Raw genomic sequence first — 20,936 nt, forward strand, 5'->3', positions numbered from 1 at the left:
TCAGGAATCTTAAGTGATTAATTTATAGTTGGTGTTTTTTACAAGAATTAATCTCTTTAGTGAATAATGACGCGCAAATCTCATCGATAAGTTGGAATTTTTCAGGTATTATTGAGAGTTTCACCGACGAATTAAAACCGTTAATCCTTGACTTGTAATTTGATCAAAAATTTGTACAGTTGTACAATAATAATTTACAAAACACTGGTTATCAACAATTAATAAATTACAATTAATAGTCGTTTTACGTAATTAGGTTAGTCGTATTGATGAAACCGTATAGTCAATCCTTTGCTGAAACTAACACTTTGGGTGACATTTGCACCGAATTTAATCAACGACCGAATCATGCCTACTACTGCACGTATTATTGACCAAAATGTCTAGAATATATGAATTATAGACGATTATTTTTAAGTCCCTCCAACCAACCTGAACACATAGATAACGACTTGGTTATTAATAAAAGTATATGGATTTTATGTTCTACATGAGTTATTATTGGAACTGGTTATCATCTCAGTTCACTGGGTACCCGATGGTCATTAAAACGACCATGGTTTTAGTAGGTGTATTACTATTGATGTATTGTTTTTCATTTTTTCGATTTTTTCGGACGCACAAAGTTAAAAGTAATTATCAGCGTACTAGGAACAATCAAGAAAGTCAATTGATTGATCGATTACAAAACATCTTATTTGACTCTAAAAATTTTAAAGAAAGTGAAATAGATCAACTCTTCAAAGAGGACAAGAACCTAGTTAGGAGAAATTATCAGAAGCGAGTATTTACCCATTTTATGGTGGATATGAGTGCTAGAGGACACGCAGATCGCAACAAAATGAACCTTAATAATTACGTCATTGTTTTGGATTCTTTTGGGATTATCGACTTTTGGAACAAAATTTTGGGTGCTCGCAGTCCAAAGCTAAAACAAGAAGCTATACGAGCTTTAGATGATTTAAATGTGGGACTCTCTGGAGCTTCGATTCAGCAATCTGTTTACCACAAAAATGGGAACCTGAGAAAAAACGCTAGGGCGGCCATGATGAAATACAACATTAATGATCCGTATAAATTTTTGCAAGAGGGGTTTGACGCGGGTTTTAACGCCATGGATGAAATCCGCTTACATTATTTTCTAAGTGGACAAGCTGAACAAAGTGCCTTGCCGCAACTAATAAGTTGGGTGGATTCATCAGATACCAAATACCGATCGTTTTTGATCCGTGAAATAGGCTTCTTTAAACAAACAGGTAGTTGTGGAGCCCTATTGGAACTTTTTAAGACTGAAAACGATGTCTCAGTGAAATGTGAGATTGTTAAGGCTTTGGGTATCATGAAATATAGCTTGGCCAAGGGTGTTTTTATGGAAAGCTACGAGGTGTCACATAAATTGGTACAACGAAGCATTATAAAGTCCTTACCTAATCTAGGAGGTATAGAAGTGCTAGACTTCCTAATTACGATTTATAATCAGACTTTCGACAGTGATACGAAGATGCAATTAGCCTACGCTATTGGTCAGTATGGTACTCAAGGTAAATCACGTCTAAAGGCAGTAGTTGTTGACAGAAGTGAATTTGATCAAGCACTATATGCCCAAATCGATTATCAATTAAATTAACACACACTTTTGGGTTTGTTGATCTGCCTATTGTCGCATGGTTGTGGCGAAAGGGCGTAGGTTGATGCCTTTTTTTCAACACTAAGTTATGGAAACCTTTTTTACCTTTTATCAATACGTAATCTATTTCTATGCTACCGCTATTGCCCTAGTATATTGTAGCCTGGCTATACTAGCCTACTTCAACATTTTACGCAGTAAGCAAAGTTATAGCACTAAAGAGGAGCGGATCCTTAAAAAACATCCTGAGTTATCTCCAGGCATATCTATAGTTGCACCGGCTTTTAATGAAGAGGTGATTATTATAGATAATGTAAGGACATTGTTGAACCTAGACTATCCCAATTTTGAGGTGGTGATTGTAAATGACGGAAGTAAAGATAGAACTTTGGAGTTGCTTATCGAACATTTTTCACTTACCCATGTGCCTTATGCCTATGTGAGTAAGGTGCCTTGTAAACCTGTAAAGCGTATTTTCCGTTCCACAGACCCCCGTTTTGAACGATTGATAGTGGTCGACAAGATAAACGGTGGTACCAAATCGGATGCCATGAACGCTGGGGTTAACGTTGCCCAATACGATTATTTCATAAACACGGATGTAGATTGTTTGCTTGCAAAAGACACCTTGACTAAGGTTATTCTACCGGTGATGGATTCCGATGTTGAGGTAATTGCTGTCGGAGCTACCATGCGTATGTCAAACGGTTGTAGGGTTGAGAATGGAGAAATCACTGAAGTACGGCCACCAAGAGGGATTATCCCGACCTTTCAAGAAATTGAATATATGCGTTCCTATTTGGTCGCCAAGATGGGCTGGGCTAGGATCAATGCAGTGCCTAATGTTTCAGGAGGATTCGGATTGTTTAATAAAGATCTCGTGATTAATGCCGGTGGATTTGATCCGCTCTCTCACGCCGAGGATCTCGACATGACCCTAAGGATAATTGCACACAAGCGTGACAATCATGAACAATACAGAATTGTACAGGTACCTGATACGCTCTGCTGGACAGAAGGACCACCAAGTCTCAAGGTATTCAGTCGTCAGCGAACCCGTTGGGGAAGAGGTTTGTTGCAAATCTTCTTCGTGCACCGAAAGTTCTTATTTAACCGCAAGTACGGCCGAATGGGATGGGTAATGATGCCCTACATCTTTATATTTGAGTTTCTAGCACCAATTATTGAGTTGTTTGGTCTGATTTGTCTTTTTTATCTCCTTTGGACGCAGCAGGTAAACTTCAATACGTTTTGGTTGATGTTGAGTTATGTTTATCTTCTAGGGGCTTGTGTTTCCCTGATCACTATTACTTATGATTTGACGGTTAAAAAACTATACAGCAGTATCTACGATTACTTTAAACTCATCGTATTTGCATCTCTTGAAGCCTTCATTTATCACCCTTTAATAGTGATGTTTACTCTTAGGGGCTATGTGCAGTTTCTAACTGGAAGAAATTTCAAATGGGGAGAAATGACACGACAAGGGCATTCCAATAATAAACCTCAAAGTAAATTTCAGGTTAGCAAATAAAATACAAAACAAGTGATGGTATCAATAAAAGAATTAGGAACGAGATTGCCTCTCTTTAAGATTTACTCCCTTATGGAGCTTTCAATAAAAGTGTTGATTGTCCGATTATTGCTGCTTGGTGTTGTGGTGCCCTATAACCTTAGTGCACAAACTGAAATCGTCATAAGTGATAAGAGTGCTGTGGTAAGACAAATCAACCAGCTGTATGCAGATGGAAATTGGGAAAAGGGTAAAGAGCGTGTCCTTGAAAACCTAAATAAGTATCCTAAGGACTCTGATATGCAAATGCTACTCGGGAAATATTACCTACATCACAAGGATTATGATAAGGCTCGTCTAGAACTCAATCGGTCAATACGATACAATGGGGAAAATGTCGATTCTAGACATTTACTAGTCACCGTTGAGACGGAAACCGAGCGATATTCTAGTGCCATATGTTATGTCAATGAGCTTCTAGAGGTCAATCCTTATTGGAAGGGTCTGTGGCGAAAAAAAATAGGATTATATCGCAAGCAAGGTAATACCGTAGAGGCTGATCGATTGCAAAAGAGGATCAATCAGATATTTCCAAATGACAGTGTCCTTAAAAATGATTACCTCTACCAATTGGAAATCCAAGCCGAAGCAAATAGAACTGCTGGAGATATAGATAAAGCGATTCTGCTTCGTAAGGAACTGGTAATGGAAAGTCCAGAAAACATTAATAACTATGTCAATGCAGCGAATGATTATCTCAAAACAGGTGATCAAGAGGGTGCATTAGCTTTTGTAGAACGAGGTTTGGTTCGCTTTCCTGAAAATGAGCTTCTCATCGATAAAAAAACAGGGATTCTCGCTCAGCAATACCGCTATAATGAGCTTCTAAAGTTTTTACAACGCAATGGGAGCAACCAGCAATACTATTATTATTTGCAACAGGCAGCTAGAGATGCTAAAGATAAAGAACCGATAACCTTATACGGTAAAATTATGACTGCCAAACCAGGGGATAGGGAGGCCTTCAATTATATGTTTAATGATGCGATTAGAAATCAACAATATCAGGAGGCATTACATGTTCTAAAGGATCATCAAAGCGCAAGAGGCAACTCCAAAAACTTGGTTTTAAAGGAAATGATGCTCTACAATAAGATGGGAAACAACGAGGATGAAAAACGCTTGGCAGAAGAACTCTTTACACGGTTTCCAAATGATTTGAGCGTGCGAGAGACCTATGTCAATGCCATGTATCGCAACGCGAAGATAAAAATGGAGGCTGAGGACTATCGCCAGGCCATCGTCTATTTAAAGCAAGTGGTACGGTACGCAGAAGCCCAGTTGAAAGCTGTGGCACAAAACTCCTTGTATAATGCCTATCTCGCAGAGGGCGACTATAGGAATGCTATGGGTGTATTGGATGCTGTTGCAATAGACAAAAACACCCCGCAATTGGAGGTGAAACGCGCTGATCTATACCTCCAGCAAAAAGACTATTTACGGGCCTTTACTTCCTATGAAAAGGCTATTGTAATGACTGATGATAATCAGAAGGCTGTATACCTTGGTGGATTTGCTGATATGGCTCAGCAGGTAATTAGTAATCTAAACAAAGATTTTAGGTATGACGATGCTCTGTATTTTGCAGAACTCTGGCTGGATAATGATCCTAGCAATGAGAGTGCGTTGGTATATGCAGTAAACTTGGCTCATAGGACCAATAAGCTAGATAAGATGCGTAGCTATGTAGAGCAAGCTGGTAACTATCACCCAGAAAGTATCTTCTTTAAGATCAAATTGGCTGAGCTCCAAATCAAGGATGCTGATCTGAATACCTATGAGAGGGTATACCAAAGTTTGCTTTCGGAGTTAAAAGCGAATCCTTATCACGAGATGCTGATAAAAGCATTTTCCCAGACCACCACAGATTACAGTCTTGCACTGATCCAGGAAAAGCAGTCTAAAACCGCATTGGATAAAATTAATACAGCTATTGGCTATGAGCCGAGCAGTAAGCCTTTGAATTACACAAAAGGATTGGTGTACGAAAAACTAAAGCAGTATGATTCTGCCTATTATTACCAGGCATTCTATGAGCCATCGGATATGGAACGCTTAGAGTTTAAAAGTCATTTGAATTACCTTCAAAACAAAACCCATAAAAACCAGGTGGTGCTTTCCCACTTTCGAAGCCGTAATCAAAACAACACCTCTACAAGTAATTCAATTTCATCTGTAGGCTATAGTCGTTTAGAAGGAAAAAATACCTACACGGGAAGAATTTCTTATACCGGTAGAACGATTGGAAGGGGGCTTCAGATCCAAGGAGAATGGTTAAGGGAATGGAGCGAGCGAACATCAAGCCTGATTAACGTCGCCTGGTCAAATAATTTCTTTCCTAATGTAAATGCAAACGCTTCCCTGTACAGGTATTATGAGATTCTTGGTGGACTAAAGTTCGAACTAGGTGTAGGGTATAGGTCTTTCCGTGATCAGCAACCAGCTGAAGGTATAAGTGATCTGGAGATGTACAATGCCGTTTTTGGGGTGACAAAGGAGTTGGAGAGATTTCGTTTAAATACAAAGTACCACCAATTCTACTTAGATGGAACTTTACTTTACAATCTATCGTTGGACGCAAGGCATTATTTCACTTCTTATAACGGTTACATCATGGCTGTGGCAAGCATAGGTTCAGCACCTGATGTAGAGCTGATAAACTATCAGCTGTATGCGGCCTATGCTGTGCCAAATAGTATGATTGGTGCAGGGTTTGGTCATACGATCTATAAAAATATTTCTGGATCCATATTGGGTAGTGTAAATAACTATAGAATTTCAGATCAGCAATATGGCAATTTGCTCAATCTGTATGTGCAGCTAAATATTTTGTTCTAATATGAGAACTAGATTACTTCTCTGTATGCTGCTAGGGTGTTTTCACTGGGGTATCAATGCCCAAGGACTTACGTATAGTATTGGCGGTGCTGAGGATAACTTGAGCCGACAATGGGCGACGTATCTATACAATCATCTTAACAAGAGAAGTACAGACAAATCTAAGGTGTTACGATCAGATGATCTCATTAGCTCACATGCGGACAAAAAATTACACCTGGAGGTGGATCCAGAACTGGAATACGATTATTGTTTTTCCAAGAAAGGAGATGCTCTAAGGCTACGTGTAAAAAATAAACAAGTAATGCTATTTGTAACCTACCAGCTCATTGAGAGTATCGGTCAAACTGATCCTAATATTATCGTCCAAGACCTTCCACCTGCATTTATAAACTTTAGCGATCAATGTCGAAGCTTTGATTTTGGCTATCGCGAACCGCATTTAGAACCCAATACCGACGCCGAATATGCTGCTGTTTTGGGAGCGAATAACCTTGATGATAATTGGGGCATATGGGGCCATAATTTACATAAGGTACTTGTCGAAGATCCAGCGATTTACGCCCGAGTTGACGGTGCTTCTAATAAGCAGCAGTATTGCTTTTCTTCCTTGGCGCTGTATGGGCAACTTAAGCAGTATATAGGTGAACAATTCGGAGATGGCAGGAAAAAACCATATTGGTTTATGATTGCACCTAATGATAACGATTTGGTGTGCTTATGTGAACAATGTCTTGAATTGGGAAATACGAACCAGTCGGCTACCCCTGCAGTAGGGTATTTGGTAAATAAGTTGGCTAATGAATATCCAGAACACCATTTTTTCACTCTGGCCTATAGAACCACTCAGAAGGCTCCTCAAGACACTTGGGTAGCAAATACGGGGGTGTTTTTTACCACTATAGACTTGCCAAAAGGAATCACCTTGGAGGGGGTACCAAAATTTTATAAATGGAAAAAAGAACTTGGGGATTGGAGAGAAATGGCATCTCAAATTTATCTCTGGGATTATATCTCAAACTTCGATGATTACCTCAGTCCATTGCCAATTCTCAAAGGGTTTCAACTACAGTTAGCTAGCTATAAGAAAGCTGGAGTCAATGGCATGTTTTTGAACGGTAGTGGCTATGATTACTCTCCCTTTGATGATGTGAAAACCTATGTGCTGTCTGCTTTGATGATTGACAAGGATGTAGATGTGGAGATTCTTGTGAGCAGGTATTTGGATAAATTTTATCCAAAATCTTCACAGTTGTTGATAAATTATTACCTCGAACTCGAAGATCAATACGCAGAAATTAATACACCCTGGCCTTTGTATGGAGGTTTCGATCAGATTGCACACACCTATCTCCATACCGATCAATTTGTATGTTTCTACAAGGCCCTTATTGCATTACTTCCACAAACCTCAGGTGCAGAACACCTCAGTTTAGACAAATTGATAACCGCATTAAGTTATACGCGATTACAGATAGCTTATCATCAAGATTTAGGTGAACAAGGTGGACTTGTAAGTATAGCGAATCAATTACATCTAAAATCTGAAACTAAAGAAGTTATAGAACGATTAAAACGCCACGGGAAATATAAGGACATGACGAATTATCGTGAAGTTTATGGGAGCCTTCACACCTATATTGATCAATGGGAGAAATTGGAACAGCATGGGCTGGAACCCAATTTAATATCACAAGGGGACATTTCTTTTGTGTCTGCCGCTGATCAAGCTTATCAAGATGCTAGCCTACTTTACGATGGGTTAGGCGGATTTGTGTCAGACTATCACCAAGGTTGGGTAATCAATAGAGGTGATCCATGGGAGCTCGCAGTTCAACTTCCCAGTGGGGCTTCATCAAGAGTTCTGGAGATGCGTTTTTTAAATATTCCTAAACACGGGATATTAGCACCGGAGCAGGTTAAAATCAGTGATGGTGACCAATTATTGTACACTTTAGTTCCTATAAAGCTTACAGAATCCTTATATCGTATTCGGGTAGCGGTAGATTTTCCTAAAAAAACAACAGCAGTGCGGATCAGTATATTCAAAAGCAAAGTTGAGGGTAAATCAACCGTGGCCTTAGATGAGATAAAACTTATAAAGTAAATACCAATTATAAATGTAGTAGTTATGAAAACAAAAATGTGGTTATTGATATCTGTCTTTTTATTGGCATTATCCGCTTGTGGCACGGATATCAAAAATCGAAAAACCTCCATAGAAATAGTTGACAATAATAGACATTATTGGCCCATATTGACCGGGCAGGAGTTGGAGGTTGTTTTCTTTATCAAGAACACTGGAGAATTCCCACTAATTATCGATGAGGTTATTACTTCCTGTGGGTGTCTACATCTATCAGATAAATCTACATTGGGTTTTGTTCCCAGAGGGGAAACAGGAGTGCTGAGGTTGAATTACGATAGTAAAAAGAATGTGGGCTTTGTAAAGCATTATATAACGCTCTACGGCAATTTTGAGACTCATGATACCAAGGAAGCTATATTTGATATTAACATCGTCCCTGACGCCTTATACACTAAAGATTATGAAGAACTGTACTTCGAAGAGCAGCGAAGAGCAGGGAATATTAAAAGAATGGTCGATGGTCAAGAAAACAATAAAGGGTATTACCTTGATAAATCATAATTTAAAAGGTCGGCTTTTCCCTGGACTTAGGTGGTTCTCAATATTCCGCTTCGCTGAACTCTTATGATTACTCCATCTATGAGCTCTGGTAGCTGTTTACGAACAGAATCTACATCGCCTATTACCGAAATGATAATCCCTATGGTGCTGTTTTCTACTTTGCCCACACCAATAGCAACGACCTCTGGAATAGCCATCCAGTCATGTTCGTACCTTTGTTTTATTGTAATTACATCATTCATAGGGCTGCTGGTTTTTAGGGTAAGGAGATCTGGAGGGCGTTGAATACATTTTCAATACGGTTGATAATGGTCGTTGTTTCGCTACCTGCGAAGAGAAGTCCAATGAGTCTATTGTCTTTATCTAGTACTACTGATCCGCTATCTCCGCCTTGACTCATCGCACCTGCCATAAGTTGATCTTGGAATAGGGCTGTTTTATTAGCGCCATAGCTGACCTGGGCACTAACATCTATTTGCTCGATGACCCCAGTAGTATGTCCTGTTGTTCTACCACTTTTTTGAACCTCCAACCCCAAAGTTGCCTCTTGTTTACCCGTAATACTTCCTATTTCCAGGATACTTTCTTCCACATCTGAAGGGATAATGGGTTTGGCAATGGCGCAATCGACCTTATTGACTTGTTGTTGTGCCAAGTATGGTTTGAGTCTATTTTTACTACCCAAAAACTGAGCAATGGTGTTGACGGTTGCGGCAATAAAACGAGTAGGATTGCATGACTGGTCATTTCCAATCTCCATTTCAAACTTTATCGGTATGAACTCACTTAGTTCAGCAATTTTATCTTTTGAGAGCGTTCCTCCATCGTGTGGTCCCGGCTGGAGGATAGGATCCCCGATTTGAGATTCATTGCTATTGGCTAGTACATGATTGTTGGATAGTAAATACTTTTCTCCGTTCCTGACAACTACGCAACCGAAAGTCCCCGTGGTTATCTGGTAATGACCTAGACTAACGCCACCCGGTGCAGGTCTGAATCGTTCTGTGGGTAACTGGAACGCTCGGATACTTCCAACGGGTTTTATGTCGGTAAGGACTCCCTGTACATGTTGTGGGACTACATCGCCGGCTCTCAATTTAGAGAAAGGCTTTTTGACTTCAACAGAGCAGATAATGCAAAGCTCAGAAGTGGTCTTGCCTGCTACCACTTTGTATCCAATACCTGTTGCTATAACGTTTTGTTTGCGCATCAATGATGGGGCAACCATTCTTAATACCTTACGAATCTTTTCAAGTTCAGAATCCATTTTATCCCTCCTTCCTTGTTTAAACTAACTAAAGCCGCATTGCACATTCCAATCGGAATATGACGGTTTACATTATAACGTATTATTATTTAAAAAATTACAGAGATACGCCCCCTTTTTTGAGCCTTTATGACGACAATGTTTTGCACAATGTTTATAGAACAACCAGCATAAGAGTTTTGTTATGGTGTTTCCTAATTTTACGTTGTGAGACCAGGAAAGGTTAGTGGTTGATTTGGAGGAAAACAGTGGGCATAAGGTAGTAGAATTGTATAAAAAACAGCTTATTTTATTAAATTACTTGTTCGATGAAATTAGCACATATCGATAATGCGCATAAATAACCATTATTACTAACTAACAGATCAGTGGCAGAAATCATAGTATGTAATTAATACCTCCTTATCCTGCATTAACCATTTTATATTATTATTTTAAAGTAGTTTACTTTTTAGCTACCACATCTCTGTCTCCCTCTTCCTTTTTTCCTTCCACAATGATTTTTTCGGCTTCTTCTTTTTCTTCCATAAATGCCTTTTCCACCTCTTCTTTTTGACTATTGTTACCTCTATCTATATAAAATTCACAATATACTGGAAGGTGATCCGACCCAAAGTTATGCAGAGTTTTTAGTTGCTGTATAAAAATTTCTTTGGAATGAAACATCAAATCTATCGGAAATCGCAGCAATTTGTATTTTGCGTGAAAAGTAGATACAAACCCATAACCCACCCTGGGGTCAATCAATTCGCTTGTTTTCCTGAAAAGGTTGGAAGATTTAGACCATGCCACGTTATTAAAATCGCCCACAACCATTGTTGTTTTACGAAGTTCTTTGATCCTTTTGGCGGCACTAAGTAAATCGCCGTCACGTTCTTTGGAGGTTTCTTCCTCGGTAGGGCTCGGCGGTGGCGGATGCAGGCCAAAAAACACAAAACGGTATCCGTCACAGGTTTTCATATGGGCCTCGATACTGGGTAAATCATCTGCTACAAAAAAATGGGTTTTAGATTTTTCGATCGCTATCCTCGAATATAGGTGTATCCCATACGTGTTTTCCAAAGTCACTTTGTGATTATACGGGTAATCGCTTTCCAGTTCCCGTAGTGCTTGCTCCCAATCCTTATTGCTTTCCATCGTAAGGAAAATATCGGGTTTATGGTTTCGTATAAGGGATATGAATCTTTTAAAATCCTTATTGAACTGGTACACGTTTGCTGAGATCAACGTAATTTTTTCGGAGGCATTTCTGGTAGGGTTTACCTTTTTTCGGGGATAAGCGGGCGTATATTTGAGCAGGGTTGCCAGATGATCGATTAGCGTGACCAGTAATGCGCCCTGCACAAACCAAAAAATTCCGGGTGGGTTGACAAACAAAAAACCACTGCCAAGGGTGAGGAGTATTAAAAAAGCAATCTGTAGTTTTCCAAAACTACATACCCTGAAAACCCAGTGACGACTGGGGAAGTAAGGGAATATACTACTTGAAATAAGTATGCCGCTCATAATTAAATAGGTAGTCCACATTTGATCTTAATTTAAAATTATAGAAATACAACATTTTTTGACAGTACAAAAAGTTTTCCGAACTTGGTATTATCAAGGCTGAACAAATACATTTTTTGCCAATGGAAACAGATGGGCTTCCGACTCGAAAAAGTGCATCATATAACCGGCCGTATTGGGAAAAACAATCAGGTCACCGATTTCCGGGAACTGGTCAAACCGGATTTTCCGTTTTAGGATCAGTTCCTGCTCCAAACAATACCCCCCGACAAGGAACCCATAACAGGATTCCCGATCCGTATGGGCATTTTCCTGTCGGGGAATATGGATAGGATCTAATAAAAAATCAGCACTAGAACTGCGCAGTTGCGTACGGTTCATTTCCAGACCTGCCAAAAGGTTTCCCTCGCTATCTTTTTTTCTGAAAGCGACCCTTGCCACGGTAATTCCCGCCTGGTCCAGTAAAGATCGTCCGGGTTCCATCCGAAGTTCAAGGTTTTGCTCCTTGATTAATGCATATATGGGTTTTCCATATTTTTCAGAAGGTGTTTGCAATATCCCCTCCAGGAATTTTTCTTTGCCTATATTGTTATAATAGGGATAAACCGAAGGCTCTCCATATAATTCCCCCCCAATTTTTACCATTCCCAGCGCATCATTCCGGTAGGTAATCGGAGGTCGTTTTCCGAGCGATGCCCGTTTTAGTTCATGAAAAAATGTTTGCCATTGGCTTTTTTCCTCCAGGTAATTCACCAAAAATCCACCTCCTATATCTAAAGAATGGGTGGGTATATTTTTCTCCTTCAATTGGTCTATCAGTTCGACACACTGTTCTATGGCCGCTGCTCGTTCTGCCACTGAATATCCATTGAGGTGAAAATGCAGTCCGCTATAATTTAGTTCCATATCCGAGTGGTGAATTTTCAAAATAAGAGCAAAAGCTTGTTTAAGAGAGAATCCGAAACGAGAATGTAGTTTTTTACCTTTAAAATAAAATCCACCTAAACGTATATTTACCGTTACCGGAGTTTGCAGCTCTGTCGTTACTTCCTTCAGCAGTTCAAATTCATCATCATTGTCTAAAACAACGGTCACCTTATTTTTTACGGCCAATGTCAATACATCACGTGTTTTTATGGCTGCTGTAAGAATTAGTTGGCGAGGTTCAATGCCCGTATCGAGGCACTGTTTAAGCTCGTTATAACTCGCAGTATCTACGCATTCTCCGCTGGCAAAAGATTGCTGGGCAAATTCTAGGCACTTATTGGCTTTACGGGCAAAATAAATCCGGTGGCGGAGGTCGTATTTCTTAAGAACCGAACGGTATTTCTCTAAATTCTCCGTAAAAGGCTGTAAGCAATGTATGTTTACCGGTGAACCTTCGTTGTTTATAAGATCAAGTAATGCCGTGTGGTTAGAAAGTAAACCAGTAACCCAGTGGTGTAAAATGGGAGAAAGTGCGATATGTTCTGTGTTCGAACCGGTATTCATACATAAGAGGGTTTGGAATGATTGATTTGTTTTAAAACCTGTTGGGCCCAAACCGATCCCAAATCATTTTTATGTCGAGAAAGGGAATCATTGTCGAGCAGAATACCTTCGGTATTGCTTCCGTAACAATACAAAGGAATATTTTTTCCAGGAGTAACCACTTGCCCGTTTTCATTAATATGAAGACATCCGGGCTGGTAATCCTGATTGAGGAAGGATGTGATGATGTTACGTTTAGACAACCGGTTGTAAAAGTCTGAGTTTTGATAGGATAATGAAGGACGGGCTATACGGGCATCGATCAAGTAGTCCACCGATTGACTTGCATGTGTAGACTGTACTAAAAATTGTTGATTTTGATTTGAAATTTTCACTTCTTCCTCAAATCTGAAACTAATAATTCCCATTTTTGCCAGAGCAAGAATTTTCTTCATATTTGCTATGGGGGGGCCAAAACTTACACGGCAGAATGAACCAAAACATTTTTTATCCAGAAACTCCTGCGAAGATCCTGTAAATCCGCCGTTTTTATATAATTCGCCAATCATAGGGGTGGTCTCACGCCAAACAGCCGCCGCAGTCATTACCGGACTGTGTTGTTCTCCTTTTTCGGCTTCGGCTATTTGATATTTAAGGTAATCCAGCATATGTTCATGGTGGTTTTCTTTCGGATTTACCTTTGGGAACAGCAATTTTTCAAGGGTAAAGCGTTCCGGTTTCCCAATGTTTTCCAGGCGGCGTTCTATCTTGTTTTTGTCGCGTGTTTGCCATAGCGTACTATAATAGGCAAAGGTGATTTCCTTTTGCAAAAGCGGATAAACCTCACGGGTAAAATCGATTTTACGCTTACTACGGACTTCTTTCATTTTAAGAAACCAGGCTTCATCCAGATAATACAGTTTATAACCGGAACTTCCATACGCCGGAGCCCGGGGGATTATAGGAAAATTGCTCCTGGAGAAAGGATAAAGTACGGGTTCATTGCCACTGGGTTGATACGCCCCGTCAGCATGCCAATATCCTCCTTTTCCTTCGGTAAGTTGTAACGCCACGTCTATAAATGTTAAGCCCATACCGATAATTCCCACGGTACTTCCGCCGGGAATTTTATTTAAATTAGTGACAGGGTAGGCGTTGGGAATATAGTTATCCTGAGGCTTGGGTAAGGCGTCTTGGGACAGGATGGGGTTGCTATAACAATGTCCTGTGGCCAACAGGATATTTTCCAGTTGAAATGAAAATTTCCGGTTGTCGATCCAAAGATTGAATTTATCGTGGTATTCTATATCGGTAACCTTACCTGTTACCAGAAAAACTTTCACGTTTTTAGGAGCATTCTGAATAACCCGCATTGCAGCATCCTGTAAATAACGACCTACTAAAGCCCGAGAAGCATAATCTGTTGGGCTTACCTTTTCGGTAGTGGTATTGTACTTTTTTATCCATTCGACCAAGTTGAGACGAAAGGTGTTGTATTTATATTGGAGATGCCTGGCGTCGATATTGCCTATACAGTAATTGATAAGCAGATAATCCGGTTGATGAACCTGATAATTTGGGCCGGAACCGAAATCTGATGTAGTATTGAACCAAATAACTTCTATAAAATCCGTAGCATTTTCACGTCGGATGTTTTCCAGGAGATGGTCAAGGGCATACAATCCTTTTGGTCCACCACCTACAATAGCTATCCGGAAAGCACTGTTTTTTGAGTCGTGCGGTAGTTTTTGGGCGATGAAGTATTCTTTAAAAAATATTTCACCCCTATTTGCCGACTCAGATATGTGATTTTGGTTCCAAATCATTCCATGATAATTTTTATATCTTTTTCGGCCTTATTTTCCAAAATGTTCCTTTACCCATTCTTCGGAATAAATCGTATCCAGATAGCGCTCTCCGTTATCCGGCAGCAGTGCAATGACGGTTGCATTGGCCGAAATTTCGGGTAATTTCTTTTCAATGGCCTTAATGACCGCTCCCGACGAACCACCGGCCAGGATACTTTCCTTTTCCAGTAATTCCCTGCAACCCTCAATACATTCCCTATCGGAAACCGTTACCATATCGAATACCTGTTCTGTTTTTAGAAAATCCGAAGGGCGGCTGGCTCCCATTCCTGGGATAAGCCTTCGTCCGGGGGCGCCTCCAAAGATAACGCTCCCCACGGCATCAACAGCAATAACCTTTGTCGTGGCATTATATTTTTCAATGGTATTGGCAAATCCTCTCAAGGTGCCGCAAGTGCTTACAGGAATAAATATATAATCCGGAACATGACCCAGACTTTCCAGGATTTCCTGGAATGTTTTTTCATGGGCTAAAGGGTTGTTAGGGTTATGGTATTGGTCCGGCCAGAAACTATCGGGTATTTCATTGAGCAATTCCTGTACCTTTTCCAGACGGGCATTAAGGTATCCACCATTACCATCACCCTGGTCTACTGGGATGATTACGGCACCATAGGCTTTCATGATTTTCTCTGCCAAAGGATTGATATGGGGGTCGGTTACCAGAAGCAGCTTTAACCCCATGTAGTGGCAAATACGAGCCAGGGCAATGCCCATATTGCCCGAAGTAGATTCTATCAGGATGGTACTTTTACCAATGGCTCCTTTGTCCTCTGCCTTACGGATGATATAATCTGCTGTTCGGTCCTTTATGCTGCCACCGGGATTGAACATCTCTAACTTCGCATACAGTCGAATGTGGTCCTGTGGAAATATACGGCTCAACCGCACCAGGGGTGTATCCCCGACACAGTCTAGTATCCCCTTCTTTTTATTTATATATGTTGATTGCACTGTTATCTCTTTAGGGAACCAAAGTACACTGCAATATATGTCCAAATGCAAATGATTCGCAATTAATAATGACTATTATCCCCTCATTGGGGAATTGGTAGTATAAAGTAGTATGAAGTTTAGTTCGAAAGTGCAAAGTAATATTCCGATTATACCTTGTGTTTTCTTATTTATACAGGATCAGACCGGAACTTTCCGGGAGTTTTCCCTTTCCCAGATGCGATGTTTTTCCAGAGCGGTTATAAAATTTTTCAAAGAAGCATTGTCCGATTCGGTAATCAAGGCCCAGTCATCCCTATTCTTTTCAAAATACATTTTATCTATCAAAGGTTCCGAATCTTTAGAAAAAGCCAGCGGCTTACAATGGCGGAACATCTCATTGGAAAAATGGAATACATCGGGTTCTTTTTTTAACCTTTCTACCGATTTTTTTCCTCCAGGAAGGAACATTGCGTCATACAGCACGGAAGCATCGGTTAAAAAACTATGCTGAATTTCCAAGGTTTCTCCTTCCTCTGTTTTTATGCTTCCTACCTTGGGTGCTACAAAAACAACTTCGGCGCCACCTTTTTCCAAAGATGTTTTTAGTTTGTCTATAGATTTTTGGCTAACCCCATCGGCTACTAAAAAGGCAACTTTTCGGGTGGCAATGGTTTTTCCCTTGCTTTTTTCCATACTCAGGGCAGGTGAATCGGTAATTTGGGGTTTGGGTGTTTTAAGCGGATAGTCCGGATGATTGTATCGGGCAAACTGAATGGTTTCTTTCGCCAATCCTTTAGGGACTCGAAGCCCCAGGTTGGCGGCTACATTTTTGGTAAGGTCTTTATCGATTTCTGCTAAAATTCCCAGATAGCGTTTACGAATGTCTACTGTATTTACCTTCCCGAGCTCAAAGCTATAGGCATTGGCTATATGGGTTTGCTCTTCCGGGGTCTGACTTTGGTAGAACAACCGTGCCTGGGTAAAATGGTCTGCAAAACTATCACTCCGCCCTCTTGTTTTTTTAGCTTCGATAGGTTCGGGGTGTGACTGAAAACCCTTTCCCTGAATCATTGCGTGGTATGGGCACCCACCTCCCAGGCTGTTAGGAAAATAACTGACTTTTCCCTTTACAATATCGTGCCGCATAAATCCGTCCCTTTGGTTGTTGTGCACTGGTTTTAGTGAGCGGTTCACAGGGAGTTCGTGAAAGTTGGTACTTCCCAACCGGCTTAGTTGTGTATCAGAATAAGAAAACAACCGCCCCTGTAAAAGCGGATCATTGGAAAAGTCGATCCCGGGAACAATATGTCCGGGATGAAAAGCCACCTGCTCGGTCTCTGCAAAGAAATTTTCAGGGTTTTTGTTCAAAATCATCTTTCCGACACGTTGTACCGGTACCAGTTCTTCAGGAATCAGTTTAGTAGGGTCGAGTACATCAAAAGAAAATTTATCGGCTTCTTTCTGGCTAAAAATTTGAAGCCCGAGTTCCCATTCCGGGTAATTCCCTTTTTCGATATTTTCCCACAGGTCGCGACGGTGAAAATCGCTATCGAAGCCAGAGATCTTTTGGGCCTCGTCCCAGGCTACTCCGTGCACTCCCAATAATGGCTTCCAGTGAAATTTCACGAAATACGACTCCTCTTTATCATTTATCAGGCGAAAGGTATGAATGCCAAATCCTTCCATCATCCTCAAGCTTCTTGGGATGGCCCGGTCAGACATTGTCCACATAACCATATGTGCAGCCTCGGGCATTAGGGAAACAAAATCCCAGAAGGTATCATGGGCCGAAGCAGCCTGGGGCATTTCATTATCTGGTTCAGGCTTCACGGCATGAACCAGATCCGGAAAGTTAATGGCATCCTGGATAAAAAATACGGGAATATTATTGCCCACCAGATCAAAAATGCCTTCATCGGTATAAAATTTCACGGCAAAACCCCGGGCATCACGTGCCAGATCGGTAGAACCGCGAGAGCCGGCTACGGTAGAAAAGCGGACAAATACCGGGGTTTCTTTTTGGGTATCCTGCAAAAAGGAAGCAGTAGTGTATTTTTTCAGGGAATTATAAACTTTAAATACCCCGTGGGCGCCACTTCCCCGGGCGTGTACAATACGTTCGGGGATGCGTTCATGGTCAAAATGAAATATTTTTTCACGGAAGATAAAATCTTCCAGCAGAGACGGCCCCCTGTTCCCAGCTTTTAAGGTATTGTTGTTGTCATGGATGTTTACCCCCTGGTTTGTAGTCAGGTTTTGATCTTGATTGTCAACAGCATCAGAATGCAGTTGTTTTTCTTTTGGATTTTTATACTTTTTCATCGCTTATTATTTTGAAGGAAGAAAAGGAAGAATAAGGGTGTTATAAATACCTAGAAATATAAGCATTTTTCATGACTTTTTATTTGAATTTTAAACTTAATATCAATCCTGTCCTAAATAAATTTAAAGCACCTGAAATCTAACCATTTTACTGGTTTACAGCACTATTTTGACTGATTTTCAAAAAAGAACCCCTTGTATGTATTTATTGGGAGGCGGTTGTTTCTTCACAAATGGATTATCAAGCCATTTGTGTAAATCTACCTTCATAAAAAGATTAAGTCTAATAAAGGCCACCAGATTTGATAAATACCAAGGATGCTTTGCCTGTGCTTTCAATGCCTTTAGAATGAGAATGGTTATTAATGCAATCCATATTTGTATCATCTCCGCATTTTCACTTGTTTCGATGAAAGACTTTATGTGTAATTGCTGTTTAATATCTCCGAAGAAAATTTCCACCTGCCATGTGGTCTTGTAAAGTTCCATTATGGTGTTTGCTATCCAAGACCTTTGATTGGTGATCCCCACTATGGTCTGCTCATTCTCTTCTTCCCACAGCGCATCCCTGCGGATCTTTTTAGCAAACTTCTCTTTTTGACTTGATCCGGTATGATCCTTAATAACACCCTTTTAAAACCAAAAAACCGCAACATCATCTTAAAGAATCTGTTACGGTTTTTACTGGTGGTGCCTCCAGGAATCGAACCAGGGACACAAGGATTTTCAGTCCTTTGCTCTACCAACTGAGCTAAGGCACCAGTCGCTTGATTGCGGGTGCAAATATAAATTCAATTTTAATATTACCAAAACATTTTTACAAAAAAAGCATTTAGTAAATTTGCAACTTTAATGATTATATATGAATTTAATTATTGATGTTGGAAATTCGCAAATCAAAGTAGCTGTTTTTAAGGGAGATGAGCTTTTGAGTGAAGCTGTGATGCAAGCGGATACCTTGTTGAGGCAGGTGCAAAATTTTTTAAAAAAATTTAATAGCATTGGTCATATTATGGTTTCTTCAGTGGGACATTTACCGATTTCGGTAATAAAGTCCCTTGAGGTGTACGCTCCGGTTATAATGTTATCAAACACATTGAGACTGCCATTTAAAAACGATTATGGAACTCCTGAAACTTTGGGAGTGGACCGCATCGCTTTAATTGCGTCCGCTTACACGATTTATCCCAATAAAAATTGCTTGGTCATAGATGCCGGAAGTTGTATCACTTATGATTTTATTGATCAAGAAGGCCATTATAAGGGTGGTGCAATAGCACCAGGTTTAAAGATGCGTTTTAAAGCAATGCATACCTTTACTGCGGGGCTGCCTTTGGTAGATTCATTTGAACTTCGGGACTTTATAGGAACCAATACTCAGGAATGTATGATTTCAGGTGTAGTGAACGGTTCGATAAACGAAATTGATGCTGTAATTGGTCAATATCAAAACAAATTTAAAGATTTAACAGTTATTTTAACAGGAGGAGATAGTCATTTTTTGTCTAAAAGATTAAAAAGTAGCATATTTGCCCATCCTAATTTACTCCTTAGGGGAATAAATTGCATTTTAGAACTCAACAAACACTAATGATTAAAAAGATAATTATTGTCACTGTACTCTTTATTTGTAGTTACAGTTTTGCACAAGAGGGTAGTGTCTCTCCATATTCGTACTACGGAACTGGAGACATGCGATTCAAGGGAACGAGTGAAAACCGCTCCATGGGAGGAATTAGTGTTTACGCAGACAGTATTCACCTAAATTTAAATAATCCTGCTTCACTTGGTAAGCTTCGCCTTACGACCTTTAGCGTGGGTGGGAATTACAGCTCCATGAGCCTAAAAACCACAGATCAGAGTGAATCTGCTTCAGATTTTACTTTTGATTACATCGCATTGGGTATTCCATTGGGTAATAATTTGGGAATGAGCTTTGGCTTAAGACCACATACCTCAGTTGGATATCGTATTGAAGCCTTGGACGAAAGTACAGAGCCTTCAGAATACAACAAGTATGAAGGAAAGGGTGGAATCAACAAAGTTCACTTTGCTCTAGGCTATGAATTTCTGAATAACTTCAGCGTAGGTGCTTTAGCTAATTTCAATTTCGGAACCATTACAAATCGGACTGTGAGTTACTTAGATCAAATACAATATGGTAGTTTGGTTGAGAATGCTTCAGAATATAGTGGATTTGATTTTAAATTTTCTTTACATTACGAAGCTGAAATTCGAAAAAATCTTAACTTACAATCTTCAATTATGTATACACCTGCGAACAAGATCACTTCGAGTAACTCGAGAAGAATCGCTACGGTGTCCAGAAATACCTCGGGAACAGAGATTCCAGGCTTTACTGACGAAATTGATTTAAGAGGGAGTGGGTTACATTCAACCTACCTGCATTTACCCGAATCATACAGTTTTGGACTTGGAGTTGGTAAAAAGTATACATGGTTTTTAGGGGCTGAATACGAAATTAGTAAAACCAGTGAATTTAGAAACGACTTTATTTCAACACCAAATGGAACCTATGAGGACGGGGAGCGATTCTCTGCTGGAGGTTTCTGGGTGCCTGATTATGACTCATTTACAAGTTATTGGAAACGGGTTACCTACAGGGTTGGAGTGCATAATGCAAGAACGGGTCTTATGGTAAATAATGTACCCGTACACGACTTTGGCATGTCTTTTGGTTTAGGATTACCAGTACGAGATTTCTCGAACCTGAATGTCGGCGTCGAATTTGGAAAACGAGGAAGTACTTATCTTGGAAGGATAGAAGAAAATTATTTAAATGTTTTCATAAGTTTGTCCTTAAATGATAGATGGTTCCAAAAGAACTTAATTAGATAATAAGATTAACACGTAAACCT

The 20,936-nt window shown here is 40.0% G+C and carries 15 protein-coding genes and 1 tRNA gene; 7 read left to right on the top strand and 9 right to left on the bottom strand.

Annotation, left to right across the window (positions count from 1 at the left end; genetic code table 11):
• The first annotated feature begins 472 nt into the window (after positions 1 to 472).
• The 5 genes from ACN0TV_RS13210 (at position 473) to ACN0TV_RS13230 (ending at position 8,688) form a co-directional block, all read left to right on the top strand.
• Positions 473 to 1,627 carry a HEAT repeat domain-containing protein gene (locus tag ACN0TV_RS13210; protein ID WP_417363392.1) on the top strand — a complete coding sequence of 385 codons (1,155 nt, stop codon included), beginning with the start codon at positions 473 to 475 and terminating at the stop codon, positions 1,625 to 1,627.
• Between the two features lie 88 nt (positions 1,628 to 1,715).
• The gene (locus tag ACN0TV_RS13215; protein WP_417363393.1) at positions 1,716 to 3,161 is read left to right on the top strand and encodes a glycosyltransferase family 2 protein; all 1,446 of its coding nucleotides are present in this window, start codon (positions 1,716 to 1,718) and stop codon (positions 3,159 to 3,161) included.
• A gap of 15 nt (positions 3,162 to 3,176) precedes the next feature.
• Positions 3,177 to 6,038, top strand: a complete 2,862-nt coding sequence (locus ACN0TV_RS13220) for a tetratricopeptide repeat protein (protein WP_417363430.1) — start codon at positions 3,177 to 3,179, stop codon at positions 6,036 to 6,038.
• Between the two features lies 1 nt (position 6,039).
• A complete protein-coding gene (locus tag ACN0TV_RS13225) occupies positions 6,040 to 8,145 on the top strand; it encodes a DUF4838 domain-containing protein (protein WP_417363394.1) in 2,106 nt (701 codons plus the stop codon).
• Positions 8,146 to 8,169: 24 nt separating this feature from the next.
• Positions 8,170 to 8,688: a DUF1573 domain-containing protein gene (locus tag ACN0TV_RS13230; RefSeq protein ID WP_417363395.1), complete on the top strand. Its 519-nt coding sequence runs from the start codon at positions 8,170 to 8,172 to the stop codon at positions 8,686 to 8,688.
• A gap of 26 nt (positions 8,689 to 8,714) precedes the next feature.
• On the opposite strand, the gene ACN0TV_RS13235 is transcribed toward ACN0TV_RS13230, so the two are convergent.
• The 9 genes from ACN0TV_RS13235 to ACN0TV_RS13275 form a co-directional block, all read right to left on the bottom strand.
• Positions 8,715 to 8,930, bottom strand: a complete 216-nt coding sequence (locus ACN0TV_RS13235; RefSeq protein WP_417363396.1) for a hypothetical protein — start codon at positions 8,928 to 8,930, stop codon at positions 8,715 to 8,717.
• Between the two features lie 14 nt (positions 8,931 to 8,944).
• A complete protein-coding gene (locus ACN0TV_RS13240; protein WP_417363397.1) occupies positions 8,945 to 9,955 on the bottom strand; it encodes a hypothetical protein in 1,011 nt (336 codons plus the stop codon).
• 444 nt (positions 9,956 to 10,399) lie between these two features.
• Positions 10,400 to 11,482, bottom strand: a complete 1,083-nt coding sequence (locus ACN0TV_RS13245) for an endonuclease/exonuclease/phosphatase family protein (RefSeq protein ID WP_417363398.1) — start codon at positions 11,480 to 11,482, stop codon at positions 10,400 to 10,402.
• 72 nt (positions 11,483 to 11,554) lie between these two features.
• The gene (locus ACN0TV_RS13250; protein ID WP_417363399.1) at positions 11,555 to 12,952 is read right to left on the bottom strand and encodes a Y4yA family PLP-dependent enzyme; all 1,398 of its coding nucleotides are present in this window, start codon (positions 12,950 to 12,952) and stop codon (positions 11,555 to 11,557) included.
• On the bottom strand, positions 12,949 to 14,757 hold the full coding sequence (locus ACN0TV_RS13255) for an FAD/NAD(P)-binding protein (RefSeq protein ID WP_417363400.1): 1,809 nt from the start codon (positions 14,755 to 14,757) through the stop codon (positions 12,949 to 12,951). The genes ACN0TV_RS13250 and ACN0TV_RS13255 overlap by 4 nt, the downstream gene beginning before the upstream one ends.
• 30 nt (positions 14,758 to 14,787) lie before the next feature.
• Positions 14,788 to 15,753: a 2,3-diaminopropionate biosynthesis protein SbnA gene (sbnA, locus tag ACN0TV_RS13260; RefSeq protein ID WP_417363401.1), complete on the bottom strand. Its 966-nt coding sequence runs from the start codon at positions 15,751 to 15,753 to the stop codon at positions 14,788 to 14,790.
• 180 nt (positions 15,754 to 15,933) lie between these two features.
• Positions 15,934 to 18,057, bottom strand: coding sequence for a catalase (locus ACN0TV_RS13265; protein WP_417363402.1), 2,124 nt, complete (start codon positions 18,055 to 18,057; stop codon positions 15,934 to 15,936).
• A 180-nt stretch (positions 18,058 to 18,237) separates the two neighbouring features.
• Complete coding sequence (locus tag ACN0TV_RS13270) at positions 18,238 to 18,681, bottom strand: transposase (protein WP_417363431.1); 444 nt, start codon at positions 18,679 to 18,681, stop codon at positions 18,238 to 18,240.
• Between the two features lie 61 nt (positions 18,682 to 18,742).
• Positions 18,743 to 18,818: transfer RNA gene (locus ACN0TV_RS13275), tRNA-Phe, on the bottom strand.
• A 101-nt stretch (positions 18,819 to 18,919) separates the two neighbouring features.
• On the opposite strand from ACN0TV_RS13275, the gene ACN0TV_RS13280 reads away from it, so the two are divergent.
• A complete protein-coding gene (locus ACN0TV_RS13280) occupies positions 18,920 to 19,648 on the top strand; it encodes a type III pantothenate kinase (RefSeq protein ID WP_417363403.1) in 729 nt (242 codons plus the stop codon).
• Complete coding sequence (locus ACN0TV_RS13285) at positions 19,648 to 20,916, top strand: hypothetical protein (protein WP_417363404.1); 1,269 nt, start codon at positions 19,648 to 19,650, stop codon at positions 20,914 to 20,916. Before ACN0TV_RS13280 ends, ACN0TV_RS13285 begins: the two co-directional genes overlap by 1 nt.
• Positions 20,917 to 20,936 lie beyond the last annotated feature (20 nt).

The organism is Galbibacter sp., assembly GCF_048266365.1.
Taxonomy (GTDB): domain Bacteria; phylum Bacteroidota; class Bacteroidia; order Flavobacteriales; family Flavobacteriaceae; genus Galbibacter.